The sequence below is a fragment of the Streptomyces sp. NPDC026589 genome (genome assembly GCF_040638385.1).
GTDB lineage: Bacteria > Actinomycetota > Actinomycetes > Streptomycetales > Streptomycetaceae > Streptomyces.
On sequence record NZ_JBEZYG010000018.1, the window covers coordinates 49,026 to 68,842 of the forward strand.

Sequence of the window (19,817 nt, forward strand, 5' to 3'; positions counted from 1 at the left end):
CCTGTGGCCGAGGGGCGGCCGGCCCTAGACTTTCGGCTGGAGCCGAATGTCCAGGCCGTGGCGCGAGGGAGAGGGATGCCGTTCCAGCTGCACTTCGGCGAGAGCGATCTGCTGCGCTGCCGGTTCGCGCTGTCACCGCTGTTCGAGACCCAGGAGGCGGTGCGTACGCTGCACCGCCCCGGCCGCCACGGCTACCACCTGCCGTGGCTCCGCCGGATCCGGGAGGCGTCCGGGGCACTGGACCTGGAGCCGCTGTGGCTGCTGATGCCCGCCATCGGCCACAACCCGGACTTCATCTGCCCGCCGCCGATCGGGCCGCTCGCGACGTTCGAGGAGGAGATCGCGGCCGTCCGGGCGATCGATCCGGAGGTGGCGCGGGCCGACATGGCGCTGGCCCTGGCGGACCGGCCCGGCGGGACCGCGTCGGCGACGGGCCGGCGGCTGCTGGCCGATCCGGCGCGGGCGGTGCGCGAGCTCGCCGATCTGCTGGAGCGGGCCTGGCAGGCGCTGATCGAGCCGTACTGGCCCCGGCTGCGGGCGCTGCTGGAGGCCGACATCGCCTACCACTCCCGGCGACTCGCGGAGAGCGGCCTCGAACAGCTGCTGGGTGAGCTGAGCCCCCGGCTGAGCTGGAACGGCTCGACGCTCACCGTGACCGGGACCCAGGGCGACCACGAGCGGGTGCTCGGCGGGCAGGGGCTGGTGCTGATGCCGAGCGTCTTCGTCTGGCCGGAGGTGGTGGGCGGCCACGAGGAGCCGTGGCGGCCCGGGCTGATCTACCCCGCGCGCGGCATCGGCGGGCTGTGGAGCGAGTCCGGCGACCGGACCCCGGAGACCCTCGCCCGGCTGCTCGGCCGGGTCCGGGCCGACGTGCTGTGCGCCCTGGACGAACCGGCCGGGACGAGCGCGCTGGCACACCGGATGGGCCTCGCCCCCTCGTCCGTGTCGGCCCATCTGTCCGTGCTGCGCGGGGCGGGGCTGCTGACCTCGCGGCGCTACGGACACCAGGTGCTGTACGAGCGCACCCCGCTGGGGATCGCGCTGACCGCCTCGGACTGACGCGCGCCGGACCGTAGGACCTGTCCGGCCATTCCCGCCGGCCGCAGGGCCGCCCTGCGGGCAACCACGGGAGTGGCCGGACAGGCCCCGGGCGGCGTACGGGTCACGGACGGTGTCGCGCCGCCACTCTCCGTGACCGATATGTCACGATGGCCCACGCTTCCCTGTGTTCCGTGTCCGTGAGTCATCACCGTCCGAGGGGTCTGGATGTCCGGCCGCAGAATCGTCCCCCGCGCTCTCCCTCGTACCGCCCCCGTCCTGGCCGCCCTCACCCTGGCGACCGTTCTCACCGCGGGCTGCTCGACACCGGAACCGCGCGTCACCAAAACCGCCGACGCGGCGGACGAACTCGTCCGGGGAGAGCCCGCCCCGAGCGCGGCCTCCCCGTACTGGGTCGACCCGAACAGCGACGCGGCCCGCCAGGTGCGCGCCTGGGAGAAGGAGGGTCGCGAGGCGGAGGCGAAGATCCTGCGGCGGATCTCCGGCCGGCCGGTGGCCGACTGGCCCGCTTGGGACGACCCGGCCCCCGGCATCCGGGCCGCCGCGAAGTCCGCCGCCCGCAGGAAGAAGACCATCCTGCTGGTGGCGTACAACATCCCGCACCGCGACTGCGGGCTCTACTCCGCGGGCGGCGCGAAGGACGCGGACTCCTACCGTTCCTGGATCGGGGAGTTCGCCGACGCCATCGGGAACGCGCCCGCGACCGTGGTCCTGGAGCCGGACGCCCTCCCCCACATCACGGACGGCTGCACCCCGCCCGAGCACCACGCCGAGCGCTACCAGCTCCTCTCCGAGGCGGTGGACACGCTCAAGGCCCTGCCGAACACCCAGGTCTACCTGGACGCGGGCAACCCGGACTGGATCGACGAGCCGTCCAAGATGGCGCAGCCGCTGCGTCAGGCCGGCATCGACCGGGCCGACGGCTTCTCCCTGAACGTCTCCAACTTCCAGTCGAACGGGAGCGTGAAGACGTACGCGAAGCGGCTCTCCGACGCCGTGGGCGGCTCGCACTTCGTGATCGACACCAGCCGCAACGGCAACGGCCCCCTGTCCGGGGGCCGTGAGGAGGCCTGGTGCAATCCGCCGGGCCGGGGGCTCGGCACGCCGCCGACCACCGACACCGGCGACGACCGGCTCGACGCCTATCTGTGGATCAAGCGGCCGGGCGACTCCGACGGCACCTGCCGGGGCGGCCCGCCGGCCGGCGACTGGTGGCCGGAGTACGCGCTCGGCCTGGCGAGGCGCGCCGCCTCCTGAACCGGTCGCGGCGCGCCCCCGGGGTCAGGCGACCTTGACCCACTTCGCCTCGGAGGGAACGTCGTCGGTGTCGGTGACGAAGAGCATGTACCAGCCGGGCGGCACCAGCGTGGGGTCGTCCGGCACGGTCACGCTCACCTTGCCGTCGCCCTTCTTCAGGCCCAGTTCGATGGAGCGCTGCTCCACGTCGGTGGTGTGGGTGACGGCGCTCGGCCGCATCAGCCGGGCCGTGGCGATCCGGTCGGCGTCGGCGCTCTCGTACGTGACCGTCGCGCCGCGCTCGGCGTTCTCGGGGCCGTTGCCGATCACCGGGCGCTCGTCCCCGCCCCGGTGCAGGGCGGGCGGGGTGTAGACCTCCATGCGCTGCTCGAACTTGCCGAGCTTGGTGTTGTCCTTGTCGCCGTAGAGCGAGTCGGAACCGAAGGTCGCCACCCGCCCGTCGGGCAGCAGCAGCGCCTCGGAGTGGTAGTTGCGCCCCACCGTCGGCTCGGCCGCCTCCTTGAAGGTGTTGGTCTTCGGGTCGTAGGACTGCGCCTTCAGGATGTTGCTCGCCCCGCGGCCCCGGTAGTCCTCGGATCCGCCGCTGGTGAAGACGGTGTCGTCGGGCATGATCACGCTGTTCAGATAGCGCGTGCCCTGCGGCAGGTCGGGGCCCGGCTCGAAGGCCGGGTTCTCCTGCTTGAGGTCGATGACCGCTGTGCGGGCGGTGGACTTCTTCGACTCGCCGACCCCGCCGCCGCCGAGCACCATCACCTTCTGGTCCTGCACGGGCGGCAGCAGCAGCGAGGCCGCGGTCTCCAGCTGGTCGGTGTCGGTCAGTCCGGGCACCTTGGTGAAGGAGTTCTTCTTGATGTCCCAGATCCCGGGCTCGCGCCCCTTGTCCGCCGGGCCGTAACCGGCGTTGGCACCCGGGTAGAAGAGCTTGCCGCCCTTGGTCAGGAAGAGCGCCGGGTAGGTCGGGAAGTAGTGGAAGGGGCCCTTGGACCACTTCTTCGTCTTCGGGTCGTAGACCTCGTTGTCGCCCGGGAGGATCGCGCCGACGTCGTCGAGGCCGGAGACGGAGAGCACCCGGCCGTCCTCGAGACCGACGAGCGTCGGATACCAGCGGGCCTCCTTCATCGGGTCGACCTTGATGTACTTCTCCGCCGTCGGGTCGAACTCGTAGGCGGCACGGATCCCCTGGAAGTCCTGCTTGTCCATGGTGATCTTCTCGGCGAGGCCGTAGGAGTTGTCGGCGGCCTTGCCCTTCAGCCCGACGATCTCGTACTGGGCGGCGTCCGCCGCCACCGCCTCGGGTCCTTCGTCCACCGCCTCGACGAAGACCCGCTGCTCGGAGGCGGTCACCTTCGTCTTCCACGGCTTCATCTGGCCGCTCTCGAAGTAGTCGACGTCGAACTCGCGCTTGGCCTTGGGGACGGTGACGTCGAACTTGGCCGCGTACTCGACGCCGGAGGGGGAGCGGAAGACCGTGCCCTTCTTGAGCTTCAGCGGCTTGTCCGGGTTCTCGTTCTTGACCCGCATGCCGCCGCCGGCCCGCTTCACCTTGTCGTCGAGCACCTCGTAGCGGGCGGTGCCGCCGGCGATCAGGAGACGGCCGTCGGGGAGCTGGGCGTGGCCGCCGCAGAAGAAGTCCTCGGGGGTGGGAATCTTCTGGAAGGTGTTCTCGGCCGGGTCCCACAGCACCGTGTCGAAGGTGCCCGCGTCGAAGTGCGCCTCGTCGTTGCCGGAGCCCGCGACGATCAGCACCTTCCCGGTGTGCAGGAGCGCCGCGTGGATCGCGTTGGTCCGGTACTCCTTGGGGATGTCCACCCGCTCCCAGGAGCCGTACTCCGCCTTGTACTCCGGCTGGTCGATCTTGTACGCGTGGTACCTGTCCTCGGCGAAGGACAGGGCCGCAGGAGCGTTCAGCCCGGCGAGCAGCACCACCGCGCCGCCTCCCAGGAGCGTCTTCCTCATCTGCTTCGAGGGCCGGTAGGCCATGGGTCAGTTCCCTCCTGCGGTGGTGGTGGCGGTGGTGCCGGCGCTCGCCTTGGTGGTCGCCGGCGGGGCGGGGGCGGTGGTGGTGACGTACGCCGGTTCGGGCGGCGGGGGCGCCGGGACGGGGACGGCGCGCGCGGCCTCGGCGCGCCTGTCCTGCCGGACGGTCCAGGCCCAGACGGCGACCGGGGAGAGCGATATCGCGAGACCCAGCGTCGCCCAGGTCCGCATCGCCACATGGGTGTGGTCCAGGTACACGGACGCGGCGAGCGAGGAGAGCAGGACCGCCGCCCAGCAGAGGTGGATACGGAAGGTGAGCAGCCGGTCCGGGGAGGTCTGGCCGCCCTTGGGCGTGACGACGAACCGGCCGTCGGTGCGCAGCACGGCCGAGCCCAGCGACTTCAGGTAGATCGGGGCGGAGAGCGCGGACATGGCCATGCCGGCGAGACCGCCGGAGCCCTCGGGCTCGTGCGGGGAGACGTTGTGCCGGCGGTTCCAGAGGTAGAGGCCGATCTGGAGGGCGGCGGCGTCGCTGTAGAGCATCAGCCAGATGGAGGCGGCGACCTGGGTGCCGGACGCCCCGAACCAGAGGAACAGCACGCAGCTGCCCACGCCGAGCAGCCAGTTGACCGCGGTCATCGGGTAGTAGACGAGCATCAGCGTGTAGCTGAGGAGGCGGCCGGGGGGCACCCGGAACAGCGCCTTGCCGTACTGCTTGAACAGCGTCTCGTACGTTCCCCGGGACCAGCGCAGCTGCTGGGTGAAGAAGTCCGTCCAGGAGGCGGGCCCCTCGCCCACGGCGAGCACGTCGGGGGTGTAGACGGAACGCCAGTAGTGCCCGGTGTGCGGGTTGCGGCGGCGGTGGATCTCGAAGCCGGTGGCCATGTCCTCGGTGATCGAGTCGTACAGGCCGCCGACCTGCCGCAGCGCGGCGATGCGCACGACGTTGTTGGTGCCGACGAACATCGGGGCGCCGTAGCGGTTGCCCGCGCGCTGGATCAGGGCGTGGAAGAGGAACTGCTGCGACTCGGCGGCCTTGGTGACGGCCGAGTCGTAGTTCCCGTAGACCTGCGGTCCGACGACGAAGGCGACGTCCGGGTCGCGGAAGTAGCCCATCATCCGTTCCAGGAAGTTGGGCATGGGCACGTGGTCGGTGTCCACGGAGGCGAAGAAGTCGTAGTCACCGCCGTGCAGGGCGATCCAGGCGTTGTAGTTGCCGTGCTTCGTCTTCGCCTTGTGGACGCCCTTGTCACGGTTCCACTCGGGAACCCCGCGCCGGGTGAAGTGGTGGACGCCCAGTTCGGCGCAGAGCATCCGGGCCCCGGGGTCGTCGCCCTCGTCGAGCAGCCAGACGTCCAGCGGGCCGGGGTGCTTCAGGCGTACGGCGCCCTTGAGGGTGGCGCGGACCATGGAGAGCGGTTCCTTGCCGGGGACGTACGTGGTCAGGAAGGCGACCTTGGTGCCGGGCTCGGGCGTCACCGGGACCGGGTCCCGCGCGACGAGCGTGGCGTGTGCGATGGAGACCACGTTGACCAGCATGAACAGCTCGATCAGCGCGATCGACACCAGCATCACGGTGTCGGCGACGACCAGCCAGCGCTCCCCGTTCTCCCGCTCGGTCCAGTGCGTGGGCCAGACCAGGTACAGCAGCAGGACGCCCGTGAGCACCGGGGCGAGGGTCATCAGCAGGACGGCTCTTATTCGGTGCTTCTCCGTCGAGAGCAGGCTCCTGTACCGCACCCGGCACCCCGTCGGTTCCGGCTCCGTGAGCGGACCCGCGAGCCGGCTGTAGGTGTCGTAGTCGTAGCCCTCCGACCGCACCGTGCCTCCCACTGTCGAACGGGTTGATATCCCCACAGAAGGGGACGGCTAACGGTGTGTCGACCTGGCGGGTCCGAGTGAGCGGTTTTTGGTCCGGAGCCGGAAAAGCCCCCGACCGTGTGGCGGCGGGGGCTTTTCGGGTGAACGTCGGCGGAGGCGGGACGTCCGCGCGGACGGTGCGTCAGGACGAGAGGTGACGCTCCACGGTCGCGACCTTGGAGGTCAGGCCGTCGGTGACGCCGGGGCGGATGTCGGCCTTCAGTACCAGGGAGACGCGGCCGGCGCGGGCCTCGACTGCGGCCACGGCGCGCTTGACGACGTCCATGACCTCGTCCCACTCCCCCTCGACGGAGGTGAACATGGCGTCGGTGCGGTTGGGAAGCCCGGATTCACGCACGACCCGCACGGCGTCGGCGACGTACTCCCCGACGTCCTCGCCGACACCGAGCGGGGAGACGGAGAACGCGACGATCATGCGCTGACCGTGCCCTCGCGGCGGGCGCGGGCGGCGATGACGCCGTCGGCCTCGTACTTCTTCAGGAGCTTGTCGCCGTAGAGCCCGCCGAAGGGGATCAGGGACAGGACGAAGAAGAGGGCGACGCGCCCCAGCGGCCACTTGGCCTTCATCCAGACGTCGAGCAGGAACACGGCGTAGATCACGAAGAGCACGCCGTGGATCATGCCGAGCGGCATCATCAGGAAGTCGATGTCCGAGACGCGGCTGAGGACCGAGCCGAAGAGGATCAGGGCGGGGAAGGACAGCGCCTCGGGAATCGAGATGAGGCGCAGCCGGTGCAGGGCGGAAGCGGTCTTGATGTCCACAGGGGCACCTTCGGTGGGAGGGTCGCGAGGGCTTGTGAACCCAGGCACAAGCCGCCCCCATTGTGGCATCGCTCCGGCGCGCCCCCGGCGGCGGGGGCCGCCCCGTCCGCCGGTGCGCGTATCGCCGCATAGCAGGGCCGGTCCGCGTGCGCATCAGGGACGTAACGGTTCCGGAGCCTCTGGCCGGGGTGCGGCGGGGACGGCTACCGTCGTTGCGTGGCGATGTTCCGGCTCCAAGGCAGCAAGACGCTCGCCGTCGATCTGACGGGCGATGCCGTCAAGGCGAAGAACGGCTCGATGGTCGCGTACGACGGCCGGATGTCCTTCAAGAAGATGTCCGGCGGCGGTGAGGGGCTCCGGGGCATGGTGACCCGCCGGCTGACCGGCGAGCAGATGACGGTGATGGAGGTGTCCGGGCAGGGCACCTGCTACTTCGCCGACCGGGCGAGCGAGATCAACCTGGTCTCGCTGCGCGGCGAAACCCTGTACGTGGAGGCGAGCAATCTGCTGGCCACCGACGCCGGGCTGCGCACGGGCACGACGTTCACCGGGCTGCGCGGCGGGGCGAGCGGCAACGGCCTGTTCACCACCACGGTGGAGGGCACCGGGCAGGCGGCGATCGTGTCGGACGGCACGGCGGTCCTGCTGCGAGTGTCCGCGCGGTATCCGCTGATGGTCGACCCCGGCGCGTACATCGCCCACCAGGGCCGGCTCCAGCAGAGCTTCCAGGCGGGAGTGAACTTCCGGACGCTGATGGGCGAGGGCTCCGGCGAGGCGTTCCAGATCCGCTTCGAGGGCGAAGGCGTCGTCTACGTGCAGCCGAGCGAGCGCAACACCGTCGGGGGCGATGTCTGATGCCGTTCCGGGAGATCAACTCCAAGATGGTCGAGGCCACCCTGGCCCCGGGCCAGAAGCTGTTCAGCCAGCGCGGCGCGATGCTGGCGTACCGGGGCGAGGTGTCCTTCACCCCGAACGTCCAGGGCGGGCAGGGCGGCGTCGCGTCGATGATCGGCCGCCGGGTGGCGGGCGAGTCGACGCCGCTGATGACGGTCGAGGGCTCGGGCACGGTGATGTTCGGCCACGGCGGCCACCACATCCAGGTGATCGAGCTGGCGGGCGACACCCTGTACGTAGAGGCGGACCGGCTGCTCGCGTTCGACGGGACGCTCCAGCAGGGCACGATGTTCATGGGCTCGCAGGGCGGGGTGATGGGCATGGTGCGCGGCCAGGTGACCGGCCAGGGCCTGTTCACCACCACGCTCAAGGGGCACGGCGCGGTCGCGGTGATGGCGCACGGCGGGGTGATCGAACTGCCGATCACGCCGGGCCGGGACGTCCATGTGGACCCGCAGGCCTACGTCGCCCACCACGGTGAGGTCCGGAACAAGCTGTCCACGGCGGTCGGCTGGCGGGACATGGTGGGGCGGGGCTCCGGCGAGGCGTTCCAGCTGGAGCTGAGCGGCAGTGGCGCGGTATACGTCCAGGCGTCGGAGGCAAAGCTGTGAGCACGCCCGTGGTCCTCGACCCGATGACGCTGCCGTCGGACGACAACGTCAACTCCTACACCTTCTGCGTGGAGCTCAAGGGGAGCCGGTGGTTCCTGCAGAAGGGCAAAATGATCGCCTATTACGGGCAGATCCAGTTCGACGGCATCGGACACGGCCGGTTCGAGCGGCTGGTGCGCTCCAGCTTCCACTCGCCGCTGCACGCGAGCGACTGGGTGGTGGCCGAGGGCAGCGGCAAGATGCTGCTGGCGGACCGGGCGTTCGATGTGAACTCCTTCGATCTGGAGGACGGGAACCTCACCATCCGGTCCGGGAACCTGCTGGCGTACCAGCCGACGATGGCGCTGAAGCAGTCGATCGTGCCGGGGTTCGTGACGCTGATCGGCACGGGGAAGTTCGTGGCCGCGTCGAACGGCCCGGTGGTGTTCATGGAGCCGCCGCTGCGGGTGGATCCGCAGGCGCTGGTGGGCTGGGCCGACTGCCCCTCCCCGTGCCACCACTACGACCACGGCTACATGACGGGCGTGATGGGCGGTATCCGGTCGCTCACGGGGATCGGCGGGACGTCGGGCGAGGAGCACCAGTTCGAGTTCGTCGGGGCGGGCACGGTGCTGCTCCAGTCGAGCGAGGCGCTGATGCCGGAGCAGGCGGCGGGCATGGTCCCGAACGAGCCGGGCGTTCCGGGTGGCGGGGGTCAACCCGGATCCGCTCCGCGCATGCCCGGCCAGCTGGGGGACCTCCAGCGTCGCTTCGGTTTGTGAGCGGTAGTCTGCGGAGTGTGACGTCGAACGCCTGCGCCCAGCCGTCGGTGCTTGCCGACGGCCCCCTCGGCACTCCCGCGGGCCGGGGGTGCCCGTCGTCACACACCCCAATTTCGTCCGGCTTTCAACTTCTTAGGTAGAATCCATATATGGAGACCGAGACGGCCACCCGCTGGCTGAGCGACGCGGAGCAGTGCGCCTGGCGCACCCACCTGGACGTCAGCAGGCTGCTGATGCACCAACTGGAGAAGGACCTCCAGCCGTTCGGCCTGACCATGAACGACTACGAGATCCTGGTCAACCTCTCCGAATCGGACGACCAGCGCATGCGGATGAGCGACCTCGCCGCCGCCACCCTCCAGTCCAAGAGCCGGCTCTCGCACCAGATCACCCGTATGGAGACCGCCGGACTGGTCCGCCGCACCCACTGCGAATCGGACCGGCGCGGACTGTTCGCGGTCCTCACCGACGACGGCGCGGAGACCATGCGCAAGGTCGCCCCGCACCACGTCGCCTCGGTGCGGCAGCACTTCATGGACCTGCTCTCCCCCGAGGCGCTGGCCGACCTGCACGCCGCGCTGACCCCGATCGCGGAACACCTGCGCGGCAAGCGCGGCAAGCTGTAGGGCCCGGGACCGTCAGGCGGGGCGGGGCAGCCACAGCCGGAAGGCCGCACCGCCCTCCGCCGCCGCGTGCACCGTCAGCGTCCCGCCGTGGCGCGACGCGACGTCCCGGGCGATGGCCAGCCCGAGTCCCGCGCCGCCGTCGTCCCGGCTGCGGGCGTCGTCGAGCCGGACGAACCGTTCGAAGATCCGCTCCCGCTCGTCCTCGGGAACGCCCGCCCCGTCGTCCCTGACCTCCACCCGCACCCCGCGCCCGTCGGCCGCCACCGACACCGCGACACTCCCCTCGGCGTGCCGCTGGGCGTTGTCCAGCAGATTGCCGATCACCCGGGACAGCTGCCCGCGCGACCCGCTCACCTCGAACGCACCGCCCTCCGGCGCCTCGACGCCCACCGCGATCCGGTCCCCGGTCCGCTGCGACACCTCCTCCCGGACCAGCGCGCCCAGCTCCACCGTCGCGCTCCCGGGCTTCTCCCCCGCGTCCAGCCGGGCCAGCAGCAGCAGATCCGCCGCCAGCACCTGGAGCCGTACGGTGTCGGCGACCGCGCCCGGGAGGTCCAGCAGCTCCGGATGGGCCTCGGCCACCTCCAGCTGGGTGCGCAGCGAGGCGATCGGGGAACGCAGCTCGTGCGAGGCGTCCGCGACGAACCGGCGCTGGCGTTCCACGGACGCCTCCAGGACGGTGAGCGTCTCGTTCGTCGTCCGGGCCAGCGCCGCGATCTCGTCCCGCGAGCCAGGCTCCGGAACCCGGCGGGCCAGGTCCTCGGAGGCGGTGATCGCCGCCATCTCGCGGCGGATGCCCTCGACCGGCCGCAGGGCCCGGCGGGTCACCAGCCAGGTCACCCCGGCGACGACCACCAGGAGCAGCGGCAGCCCGGTGAGCATCGCCCCGCGCACCGTGTTCACCGCCTCCTGCTCGGCGGCGAGCGGTGCGCCGGCGTGCACGGTCAGGGTGACGCCGCGGGGGGTCGTCGCCTCGACGGCTGCGAAGCGGTAGTCGGCGGTGGTGCGGTCGACGGTGGCGGTGCCGTCGGAGAAGTCCGGGTCGTCGGAGGAGACCTGACCGCGGCCGGGGCGGCTGCCGTCATCGTCGTCGTCGGCGCTGTCGTCGTCGGCGCTGTCGTCGTCTCCGTCCCCCTCGCCGGGCGACGGGGAGGCCCCCGCCGAGGCCGAGGGCACCGGGGTGACGCCGCTCGTGCCGGTGCCGGTGACGGCCCGCAGGTCCTTGGAGACGATGACGACCCGGCCCTCCTCGTCGGTCACCTGGACCGGGTGGTCCTCCTCGTCGTCCAGTTCCAGTTCGTCGTACGGGATGTCCGTGGCCAGCTGTCCGGCCACCTCGCGGGCCGCCACCTCGGCCTGGAGGTCCGCCTGGTCGATCAGGTTGGCCCGCAGGACCAGGAGCACGGCGAGGCCGGCCGCCACCAGGGCGACGGCGACGACCAGGGTGGCCCCGATGGCGGCCCTGGCCCGTACGGATCTCACTTCGCCTCCAGCCGGTAGCCCGCGCCGCGCACGGTACGGATGGCACTCGCGCCGAGCTTGCGGCGCAGGGTGGAGATGTAGACCTCGACGATGTTCGGATCGCCGTCGTAGGCGAAGTCCCAGACGTGCTCCAGGATCTCCGCCTTGCTGACGACCTGGCCCGCGCGCAGGGCGAGCTGCTCCAGCACCGCGAACTCCTTGGCGGTGAGCGTGATCTCGTCCTCGCCGCGGATCACCCGGCGGGCCGCGGTCTCGACGCGCAGGGACCCGACGGTCAGGACGGGCGCGGCGGTGCCGCCTCCCCGGCGGCGCAGCAGGGCGCGGACCCGGGCGACGAGGACGACGTAGCTGAAGGGCTTGGTCAGATAGTCGTCGGCACCGGTGTCCAGGCCCTCGGCCTCGTCGTACTCGCCGTCCTTGGCGGTCAGCATGAGGATCGGCACCTCGTGTCCTGCGGCGCGCAGGTTCGAGCAGACGCGGTAGCCGTTCATGCCGGGCAGCATGATGTCGAGGATCACCAGGTCGTAGGAGCCCTCGCTCGCCCGGTGCAGCCCTTCGAGCCCGTCGTGCACGACATCCACGGCGAAACCCTCGGCTGTCAGTCCCCTGGCCAGGGACACCGCGAGGCGCTTCTCGTCCTCCACGATCAACAGGCGCATGCGCACAGCCTCGCAAACTCAACCTGAAGGCGCCTTCAGGTGGCTTCAGGTTGCGTTCAGCTACCTCCCGGCAGTGTGGGTCACGTCGAACAGCAGCAGCTCTCGGGAGGAACCCTCATGAAGCGCAACGTCACCATCGCGGCGATCACCGCGGCCGTGCTCATCGGCGGCACCACCGCCGCCACCGTCGCCTTCGCGGACGACGGTGACGGCGGCCGTACGCCCGCCGCGAGCGTGAGCGCCGTGAGCCTCGCCGACGACAACGACTCCGACGACCGCACGGACGACGCTTCCGACGACCGGGCCCCGGCCGCCGCGAAGAGCACCCGGGTCACCCTCGACCAGGCCGTCGCCGCCGCCCTGAAGAGCGTCCCGGGCACGGTCACCGAGGCCGAGCTGGACGATGACGACGACGACAACGACCGCGCGGTCTGGGAGCTGGACGTCCGCGGTTCCGACAAGAAGTGGCACGACGTGACGGTGGACGCCGGCAACGGCAAGGTCCTGAAGACGCGCGACGACGACAACGACGACCGCGACCGCCACGCGCCCCGCTCCTCCGCCGTCACCCTGAACGAGGCGGTGGACGCGGCTCTGAAGACCGCGCCGGGCAGCGTCACGTCGATCGACCTGGACGACGACGATGACGATGACGACAACAACCGGGGCAACGTCCTGCGCTGGGACATCGACATCACGGGCAAGGACGGCAAGCAGCACGAGCTGAGCGTCGACGCGAAGACCGGCAAGGTCACCGTGGACCACGACGACGACGGCGACGACGACCGGGACGACCGCGCGGACGACAAGGACGACGACCGCGGCGACGACCGGGATGACCGGGACGGCGACGACAGCTGACGGGAGCCCTGGCGGGCACACGTGAACCAGGAGGAGGCCCTCGGAGCGGCACACGCCGTTCCGAGGGTCTTCGTCGTGTCGCTCAGGAGCTTCCCGTCAGCCCCGCCACCAGCTCATCTGCCGCCGCGTACGGGTCCAGGGTCCCCGCCACGATGCGCTCGGCCAGAGCGTGCAGCCGGCGGTCGCCGCGCAGGTCGGCGATCTTCTCGCGGAGCGCGGTGACGGCGATCGTCTCGACCTCGTGCGCGGCGCGGGCGGTGCGGCGCTCGGCCAGCACGCCGTGCTCCTCCATCCACGCCCGGTGCTTCTCCAGGGCCTCGACGACCTCGTCCGTGCCCTGGCCCCGGGCGGCGACCGTCTTCACGATCGGGGGGCGCCAGTCGCCGGGGCCCCGGGCCTCCCCCAGGCCCAGCATGTGGTTCAGCTCGCGGGCGGTGGCGTCCGCGCCGTCCCGGTCCGCCTTGTTGACCACGTAGACGTCGCCGATCTCCAGAATCCCGGCCTTGGCCGCCTGGATGCCGTCGCCCATGCCCGGGGCGAGCAGCACGACGGAGGTGTCGGCCTGGGAGGCGATCTCCACCTCGGACTGGCCGACGCCGACCGTCTCGACGAGGATCACGTCGCAGCCCGCCGCGTCGAGCACCCGGATGGCCTGCGGCGCGGACCAGGCGAGGCCGCCCAGGTGGCCCCGGGTCGCCATCGAGCGGATGTAGACGCCCGGGTCGGAGACGTGGTCCGCCATCCGGATCCGGTCGCCCAGCAGCGCCCCGCCGGAGAACGGGGAGGACGGGTCGACGGCGAGGACGCCGACCCGCTTGCCCGCCCGGCGGTAGGCGGAGACCAGGGCCGAGGTGGAGGTGGACTTGCCGACGCCCGGCGAGCCCGTGAGCCCGACGACGTAGGCGTGGCCCGCCAGCGGCGCCAGCGCGGCCATCACCTCCCGCAGCTGCGGGGACGCCCCCTCCACCAGCGAGATCAGCCGGGCCACCGCACGCGGCCTGCCTGCTCGCGCCTGCTCGACCAGCGTGGGGACATCCACGTCCACGTTCACCGCTCCGTTCGCCTTGCCCTGCCCGGAATCCGTACGGGTACTACTTGCCCGGAACGCGGATGATCAGCGCGTCGCCCTGACCGCCGCCGCCGCACAGCGCGGCCGCGCCGGTGCCGCCGCCGCGCCGCTTCAGCTCCAGGGCCAGGTGCAGGACGATCCGGGCGCCGGACATGCCGATGGGGTGGCCGAGCGCGATGGCGCCGCCGTTGACGTTGACCTTGTCCGAGGTGACGCCCAGGTCCTTCATGGACTGGACGGCGACGGCCGCGAACGCCTCGTTGATCTCGATCAGGTCGAGGTCCTCGACGCCGAGGCCGTCCTTCTTCAGGGCGTGCCGGATGGCGTTCGAGGGCTGCGACTGGAGGGAGTTGTCGGGGCCCGCGACGTTTCCGTGGGCGCCGATCTCAGCGATCCAGTCGAGGCCCAGCTCCTCCGCCTTCGCCTTGCTCATCACGACGACCGCGGCGGCGCCGTCGGAGATCTGCGAGGAGGTGCCTGCGGTGATCGTCCCGTCCTTGGCGAAGGCCGGGCGCAGCTTGCCGAGGGTCTCCGCGGTCGTCTCGGCGCGGATGCCCTCGTCCTGCGAGAACAGGACCGGGTCGCCCTTGCGCTGCGGGATCTCGACCGGGGTGATCTCCGCCTCGAAGAGGCCGTTCTTCCGGGCGGCGGCGGCCCGCTGGTGGGACTGCGCGCCGATCGCGTCCTGGGCGGCGCGGTCGAGCCCGAGGCGGCCGTTGTGCTTCTCGGTGGACTCTCCCATCGGGATGTTCTCGTACGCGTCGGTGAGCCCGTCGTGCGCCATCGAGTCCAGCATCCCGATCGCGCCGTACTTGTGGCCCTCACGGGACTTGGGGAGCAGGTGCGGGGCGTTGGTCATGGACTCCTGACCGCCCGCGACCACCACGTCGAACTCCCCGGCGCGGATGAGCTGGTCGGCCAGCGCGATGGCGTCGAGCCCGGACAGACACACCTTGTTGACGGTGAGCGCGGGGACGTTCATCGGGATCCCGGCCTTGACCGCGGCCTGCCGGGCGGGCATCTGGCCCGCGCCGGCCGTGAGCACCTGACCCATGATCACGTACTGGACCTGGTCACCGCCGATGCCGGCCCGGTCCAGGGCGGCCTTGATGGCGAACCCGCCGAGGTCGGCGCCGGAGAAGCTCTTGAGGGAGCCGAGGAGGCGGCCCATGGGCGTCCGGGCGCCCGCGACGATCACTGAGGTGGTGGTACCGGTCGTTGCTGGCATGGGCACGGCCCCTTGGGATCGGATGTGAACGAGGGTTTACCTGAATGTACTGAGAGGTACCGCGCCCGTCATCCGGCAACCGGTGTGACGGCGCGCACGTTGCGTAACCATGGCGGTGGCGCTGCACTGGATCCATGCTGACGCGAATCGACCACATCGGGATCGCCTGTTTCGACCTGGACAGGACGGTCGAGTTCTACCGGGCCACGTACGGCTTCGAGGTGTACCACTCCGAGATCAACGAGGAGCAGGGCGTCCGGGAGGCGATGCTCAGGATCAACGGGACCTCGGACGGCGGGGCCTCCTACCTCCAGCTGCTGGAGCCCACCCGGGAGGACTCGGCCGTCGGCAAGTGGCTGGCGAAGAACGGGGAGGGCGTGCACCACATCGCCTTCGGTACGGAGGATGTGGACGGGGACGCCGCGAGCATCCGTGAGAAGGGCGTCCGGGTGCTGTACGACGAGCCCAGGACGGGGTCGATGGGGTCCCGGATCACGTTCCTGCACCCCAAGGACTGCCACGGTGTCCTGACCGAACTGGTCACGAGCCGGGCGGAGCACTGACCACCGCATACCCGGCCCGGTAGAGTGGGCGGTTCCGGGCCGGGGCCGGGTTCGGGGCCGTGCCGCGTCCTCGTCGTTCGTCTGTCACCATTCCCCGGGGGACTCACGCCGGCGAGCAGCTCGTGCGGAGAGTCGCGACCAGGGTAGGGGTCTCCCCCGCTCGAACTAAGTTGAGCTCGGGGAAGGATGGGACCGCGCAGTGCGGGGCTACGAACGCCAGGAGAGCCACCTCGCTGAAGACGACCATCTCTCGCGGTTCGAAGCCGAGATGGACCGGCTGAAGACCGACCGGGAGAAGGCCGTCCAGCACGCCGAGGACCTCGGCTACCAGGTCGAGGTCTTGCGTGCCAAGCTGCACGAGGCCCGGCGCAATCTCGCGACCCGTCCCGCCTACGACAGCGCGGACATCGGCTACCAGACCGAGCAGATGCTGCGAAACGCGCAGGCCCAGGCCGAGCAGATGCGCGGCGACGCCGAGCGCGAGCTGCGCGAGGCCCGTGCGCAGACGCAGCGGATCCTCCAGGAGCACGCCGAGCACCAGGCTCGCCTGCAGGCCGAGTTGCACACCGAGGCCGTCCAGCGCAGGCAGCGGCTCGACCAGGAGCTGGCGGAGCGCCGCCAGACCGTCGAGTCGCACGTCAACGAGAACGTCGCCTGGGCCGAACAGCTGCGCGCCCGCACCGAGTCGCAGGCCCGCCGGCTGCTGGAGGAGTCCCGCGCCGAGGCCGAACAGGCGCTGGCCGCCGCCCGCGACGAGGCCGCCCGGCTGGCCGAGGAGACCCGTCGGCGGGCCGGCTCGGAGACCGAGACCGCCAGGGCCGAGGCCGAAGCGATCCTGCTGCGCGCCCGCAAGGACGCCGAGCGGCTCCTCGGGGCCGCCTCCGCCCAGGCGCAGGAGGCCACCAGCCACGCGGAGCAGCTGCGCTCCAGCACCACCGCGGAGACCTCCCAGACCCGCCGGCAGACCGCCGAGCTGAACCGGTCCGCCGAGCAGCGCCTCTCGGAGGCCGAGACCCGGCTGCGCGAGTCCCGTCTGGAGGCGGAGAAGCTCCTCGCCGAGGCGAAGGACGCCGCCGCCAAGCAGTTGGCCGCCGCCGAGTCGCAGAACGAACAGCGCACCCGTACGGCCAGGTCGGAGATCGCCCGGCTGGTCGGCGAGGCCACCAAGAACACCGAGGCGCTCAAGGAAGAGGCCGAACAGGCGCTCGTCGACGCCCGCGCCGAAGCGGAGCGGCTGCTCGCCGAGGCGGGCGAGAAGGCCCGTACGGTCGCCGCCGAGGACGCCGCCGCCCAGCTGGCGAAGGCGGCCCGCAGCGCCGAGGAGGTGCTCGCCAAGGCCTCCGAGGACGCTAGGTCGACGACGAGGGCGGCGGGCGAGGAGGCCGAGCGGATCCGCCGCGAGGCGGAGGCCGAGGCGGACCGGCTGCGCGGCGAGGCCGCCGAGCAGGCCGACGAGCTCAAGGGCGCGGCGAAGGACGACACCAAGGAGTACCGGGCCAAGACGGTCGAGCTCCAGGAGGAGGCCCGCCGATTGCGCGGCGAGGCCGAGACGCTGCGCTCAGAGGCGGTCGCCGAGGGCGAGCGGATCCGGGGCGAGGCCCGCCGCGAGGCGGTCCAGCAGCTGGAGGAGGGCGCCCGCACCGCCGAGGAGCTGCTGACCGAGGCACGCTCCGACTCGGACGAGCTGCGCACCAAGGCGAACGGCGAGAGCGAGCGCATCCGCGCCGAGGCCGCCGAGCGGGCCGCGACCCTGCGCAAGCAGGCCGAGGAGACGCTGGAGCGCACCCGGGCCGAGGCCGACCGGCTGCGGGCCGAGGCCGAGGAGCAGGCGGCGGCCGTCACGGAGGAGGCCGAGCGGGCCGCGACCGAGCTGCGCGAGGAGACCGAGCGCGGTGTCGCCGCCCGGCAGGCCGAGGCCGCCGACGAGCTGACCCGGCTGCACACCGAGGCCGATTCCCGGCTCGCCGCGGCCGAGGAGGCGCTCGGCGAGGCCCGGACCCAGGCCGAGCGGATCCGCCGCGAGACGAACGAGGAGGCGGAGCGGCAGCGCGCCGAGGCCGCCGAGCGCGTACGGGCGCTGACCGAGCAGGCCGGGGCGGAGGCCGAGCGGCTGCGCGACGAGGCGGCGGCCGACGCCGCCAAGGCCCGTGCCGAGGGCGAGAACATCGCTGTACGGCTGCGCGGTGAGGCCACCGCCGAGGCGGAACGGCTCAGGTCCGAGGCACAGGAGAGCGCCGACCGGGTGCGCGCGGAGGCCGCGGCCGCCGCCGAGCGGATCGCCGCCGAGGCCGCCGAGGCGCTGAGCGCCGCCCAGGAGGAGGCCACGCGCCGCCGCCGGGAGGCCGAGGAGATCCTCGGCGCGGCCCGGACCGAGGCGGAGCAGGAGCGCGAGCGGGCCCGCGAGCAGAGCGAGGAGCTGCTCGCCTCCGCCCGCAAGCGGGTCGAGGAGGCCCAGGCCGAGGCGCATCGGCTGGTCGAGGAGGCGGACGCCCGGGCGACCGAGCTGGTCACTGCGGCCGAGCAGACGGCCCAGCAGGTACGGGACTCCGTCGCGGGCCTGCAGGAGCAGGCCGAGGAGGAGATCGCCGGGCTGCGCTCGACTGCGGAGCACGTCGCGGAACGCACCAGGAGCGAGGCGCAGGAGGAGGCGGACCGGGTCCGCTCCGACGCGCACGCGGAGCGGGAACGGGCCGCCGAGGACGCGGCCCGGCTGCGCCGCGAGGCGAACGAGGAGGCGGCCCGTCTCCGGCGGGAGGCCGAGGAGGAGACCGACGCCGCGAAGGCGCTGGCCGAGCGGACGGTCTCCGACGCGATCGGCGAGTCGGAGCGGCTGCGCGCGGACACCTCCGAGTACAGCCAGCGGATGCGCACCGAGGCGTCCGACGCGCTGGCGTCGGCGGAGCAGGACGCGTCGAAGGCCCGTGCCGAGGCCCGGCAGGACGCCAACCGGATCCGTTCGGAGGCGGCGGCCCAGTCGGACCGGCTGATGGCCGAGTCGGCCAACGAGAGCGAACGCGTCCGCAACGAGGCGGCCCAGGCCTCCGAGCAGCTCGTCGTCGAGGCCACCACGGAGGCCAACCGCCGCCGGGCCGAGTCCACGGAGCAGGCGGACCGGATGCTGGCCGAGGCGACCAGCGAGTCCGAGCGGCTGCGCGCGGAGGCGGCGGAGCGGCTCGGCTCCGCGCAGGAGCACGCGGCCCGCACCCGCGAGGAGGCGGCACGGCTGCACGCGGAGGCGGAGTCGGCGGCCGAGGAGATGCGCTCGGAGGCCCGCCAGGAGGCGGACCGGCTGCTGGACGAGGCCCGCGAGGCGGCGGCCAAGCGCCGGGCGGACGCGGCCGAGCAGGCGGACCAGCTCATCAACAAGGCGCGGGAAGAGGCTCTGCGTACGGCCACCGAGGCCGAGGGGCAGGCCGACACGATGGTCGGCGCGGCCCGCAAGGAGGCCGTGCGCATCACCTCGGAGGCGACCGTCGAGGGCAACACCCTGGTCGAGCGCGCCCGTACCGACGCCGACGAACTGCTGGTCGGCGCACGGCGCGACGCGACGGCGATCCGGGAGCGGGCCGAGGAGCTGCGGGCCCGGCTGGAGAGCGAGATCGAGGAGCTGCACGAGCGGGCCCGCCGGGAGACGTCCGAGCAGATGAAGACCGCCGGCGAGCGTGTCGACAACCTGATGAAGGCGGCGACCGAGCAGCGCGACGAGGCCGAGGCGAAGGCCAAGGAGCTGATGGCTCAGGCCAATTCGGAGGCGAGCAAGGTCCGTATCGCCGCGGTGAAACGGGCCGAGTCGCTGCTGAAGGAGGCCGAGACCAAGAAGGCCCTGCTGATCCGCGAGGCGGAGAAGCTGCGCGCCGACGCCGAGGCCGAGGCCAAGCAGACGGTCGACGAGGGCAAGCGCGAGCTGGACGTCCTGGTGCGCAGGCGCGAGGACATCAATGCGGAGATCTCCCGTGTCCAGGACGTGCTGGAGGCGTTGGAGTCTTTCGAGGCTCCGACCGGGGGCGGGAAGCCGGGCGGCGGTTCCGCGGGAGGTGCCAAGGCTCCGGCGGCGGCGGGCACTCGGTCGGGGGGCAAGTCGTCCGAGCGGTAGTCGATCCGCGATGCGCGCCGTGCTTCGTCATGGA

17 protein-coding genes are annotated in these 19,817 nt (G+C 72.0%); 9 read left to right on the top strand and 8 right to left on the bottom strand.

The features are described 5' to 3' along the window. Nucleotides 1–75 precede the first annotated feature (75 nt). Both AB0F29_RS27970 and AB0F29_RS27975 read left to right on the top strand, forming a co-directional pair. Nucleotides 76–1,059 (top strand): DUF5937 family protein, encoded by a 984-nt coding sequence (locus AB0F29_RS27970; RefSeq protein WP_361877388.1) that lies wholly within the window; start codon nucleotides 76–78, stop codon nucleotides 1,057–1,059. Nucleotides 1,060–1,266: 207 nt separating this feature from the next. Continuing rightward, entirely contained in the window at nucleotides 1,267–2,316 is a 1,050-nt protein-coding gene (locus tag AB0F29_RS27975) for a glycoside hydrolase family 6 protein (RefSeq protein WP_361877391.1), read from the top strand. 24 nt (nucleotides 2,317–2,340) lie between these two features. On the opposite strand, the gene AB0F29_RS27980 is transcribed toward AB0F29_RS27975, so the two are convergent. The 4 genes from AB0F29_RS27980 to AB0F29_RS27995 form a co-directional block, all read right to left on the bottom strand. Next, nucleotides 2,341–4,296 carry a galactose oxidase-like domain-containing protein gene (locus AB0F29_RS27980; RefSeq protein ID WP_361877394.1) on the bottom strand — a complete coding sequence of 652 codons (1,956 nt, stop codon included), beginning with the start codon at nucleotides 4,294–4,296 and terminating at the stop codon, nucleotides 2,341–2,343. Nucleotides 4,297–4,299: 3 nt separating this feature from the next. Further along, on the bottom strand, nucleotides 4,300–6,114 hold the full coding sequence (locus AB0F29_RS27985) for a cellulose synthase catalytic subunit (RefSeq protein ID WP_361877397.1): 1,815 nt from the start codon (nucleotides 6,112–6,114) through the stop codon (nucleotides 4,300–4,302). 181 nt (nucleotides 6,115–6,295) lie between these two features. Then, the gene (locus tag AB0F29_RS27990; protein WP_018958954.1) at nucleotides 6,296–6,589 is read right to left on the bottom strand and encodes an MTH1187 family thiamine-binding protein; all 294 of its coding nucleotides are present in this window, start codon (nucleotides 6,587–6,589) and stop codon (nucleotides 6,296–6,298) included. After that, the gene (locus AB0F29_RS27995; RefSeq protein ID WP_359761930.1) at nucleotides 6,586–6,936 is read right to left on the bottom strand and encodes a DUF3817 domain-containing protein; all 351 of its coding nucleotides are present in this window, start codon (nucleotides 6,934–6,936) and stop codon (nucleotides 6,586–6,588) included. Before AB0F29_RS27995 ends, AB0F29_RS27990 begins: the two co-directional genes overlap by 4 nt. 222 nt (nucleotides 6,937–7,158) lie before the next feature. On the opposite strand from AB0F29_RS27995, the gene AB0F29_RS28000 reads away from it, so the two are divergent. The 4 genes from AB0F29_RS28000 to AB0F29_RS28015 all read left to right on the top strand — a co-directional run bounded on the left by AB0F29_RS28000 (nucleotide 7,159) and on the right by AB0F29_RS28015 (nucleotide 9,828). Continuing rightward, nucleotides 7,159–7,791: an AIM24 family protein gene (locus AB0F29_RS28000; RefSeq protein ID WP_361877643.1), complete on the top strand. Its 633-nt coding sequence runs from the start codon at nucleotides 7,159–7,161 to the stop codon at nucleotides 7,789–7,791. Next, nucleotides 7,791–8,441: an AIM24 family protein gene (locus tag AB0F29_RS28005; RefSeq protein ID WP_361877401.1), complete on the top strand. Its 651-nt coding sequence runs from the start codon at nucleotides 7,791–7,793 to the stop codon at nucleotides 8,439–8,441. Before AB0F29_RS28000 ends, AB0F29_RS28005 begins: the two co-directional genes overlap by 1 nt. After that, nucleotides 8,438–9,202 (top strand): AIM24 family protein, encoded by a 765-nt coding sequence (locus AB0F29_RS28010; RefSeq protein WP_361877404.1) that lies wholly within the window; start codon nucleotides 8,438–8,440, stop codon nucleotides 9,200–9,202. The genes AB0F29_RS28005 and AB0F29_RS28010 overlap by 4 nt, the downstream gene beginning before the upstream one ends. 149 nt (nucleotides 9,203–9,351) lie before the next feature. Continuing rightward, a complete protein-coding gene (locus tag AB0F29_RS28015; RefSeq protein ID WP_361877407.1) occupies nucleotides 9,352–9,828 on the top strand; it encodes a MarR family transcriptional regulator in 477 nt (158 codons plus the stop codon). Between the two features lie 12 nt (nucleotides 9,829–9,840). On the opposite strand, the gene AB0F29_RS28020 is transcribed toward AB0F29_RS28015, so the two are convergent. Continuing rightward, nucleotides 9,841–11,310, bottom strand: a complete 1,470-nt coding sequence (locus tag AB0F29_RS28020) for an ATP-binding protein (protein ID WP_361877410.1) — start codon at nucleotides 11,308–11,310, stop codon at nucleotides 9,841–9,843. Then, nucleotides 11,307–11,969 carry a response regulator transcription factor gene (locus AB0F29_RS28025; RefSeq protein WP_361877413.1) on the bottom strand — a complete coding sequence of 221 codons (663 nt, stop codon included), beginning with the start codon at nucleotides 11,967–11,969 and terminating at the stop codon, nucleotides 11,307–11,309. Before AB0F29_RS28025 ends, AB0F29_RS28020 begins: the two co-directional genes overlap by 4 nt. A gap of 117 nt (nucleotides 11,970–12,086) precedes the next feature. Here AB0F29_RS28025 and AB0F29_RS28030 point away from each other — a divergent pair, with 117 nt between their 5' ends. Continuing rightward, nucleotides 12,087–12,830: a PepSY domain-containing protein gene (locus tag AB0F29_RS28030; protein ID WP_361877416.1), complete on the top strand. Its 744-nt coding sequence runs from the start codon at nucleotides 12,087–12,089 to the stop codon at nucleotides 12,828–12,830. A gap of 82 nt (nucleotides 12,831–12,912) precedes the next feature. Here the strand turns inward: AB0F29_RS28030 and meaB are convergent, their stop codons facing one another. Both meaB and AB0F29_RS28040 read right to left on the bottom strand, forming a co-directional pair. Further along, the gene (meaB, locus tag AB0F29_RS28035; protein ID WP_361877419.1) at nucleotides 12,913–13,881 is read right to left on the bottom strand and encodes a methylmalonyl Co-A mutase-associated GTPase MeaB; all 969 of its coding nucleotides are present in this window, start codon (nucleotides 13,879–13,881) and stop codon (nucleotides 12,913–12,915) included. A gap of 40 nt (nucleotides 13,882–13,921) precedes the next feature. Then, nucleotides 13,922–15,097, bottom strand: coding sequence for an acetyl-CoA C-acetyltransferase (locus AB0F29_RS28040; RefSeq protein ID WP_361877646.1), 1,176 nt, complete (start codon nucleotides 15,095–15,097; stop codon nucleotides 13,922–13,924). Between the two features lie 164 nt (nucleotides 15,098–15,261). On the opposite strand from AB0F29_RS28040, the gene mce reads away from it, so the two are divergent. Then, nucleotides 15,262–15,690, top strand: a complete 429-nt coding sequence (gene mce, locus AB0F29_RS28045; RefSeq protein WP_361877422.1) for a methylmalonyl-CoA epimerase — start codon at nucleotides 15,262–15,264, stop codon at nucleotides 15,688–15,690. 199 nt (nucleotides 15,691–15,889) lie between these two features. Further along, nucleotides 15,890–19,783 carry a polarized growth protein Scy gene (scy, locus tag AB0F29_RS28050; RefSeq protein ID WP_361877425.1) on the top strand — a complete coding sequence of 1,298 codons (3,894 nt, stop codon included), beginning with the start codon at nucleotides 15,890–15,892 and terminating at the stop codon, nucleotides 19,781–19,783. Nucleotides 19,784–19,817: the final 34 nt, after the last annotated feature.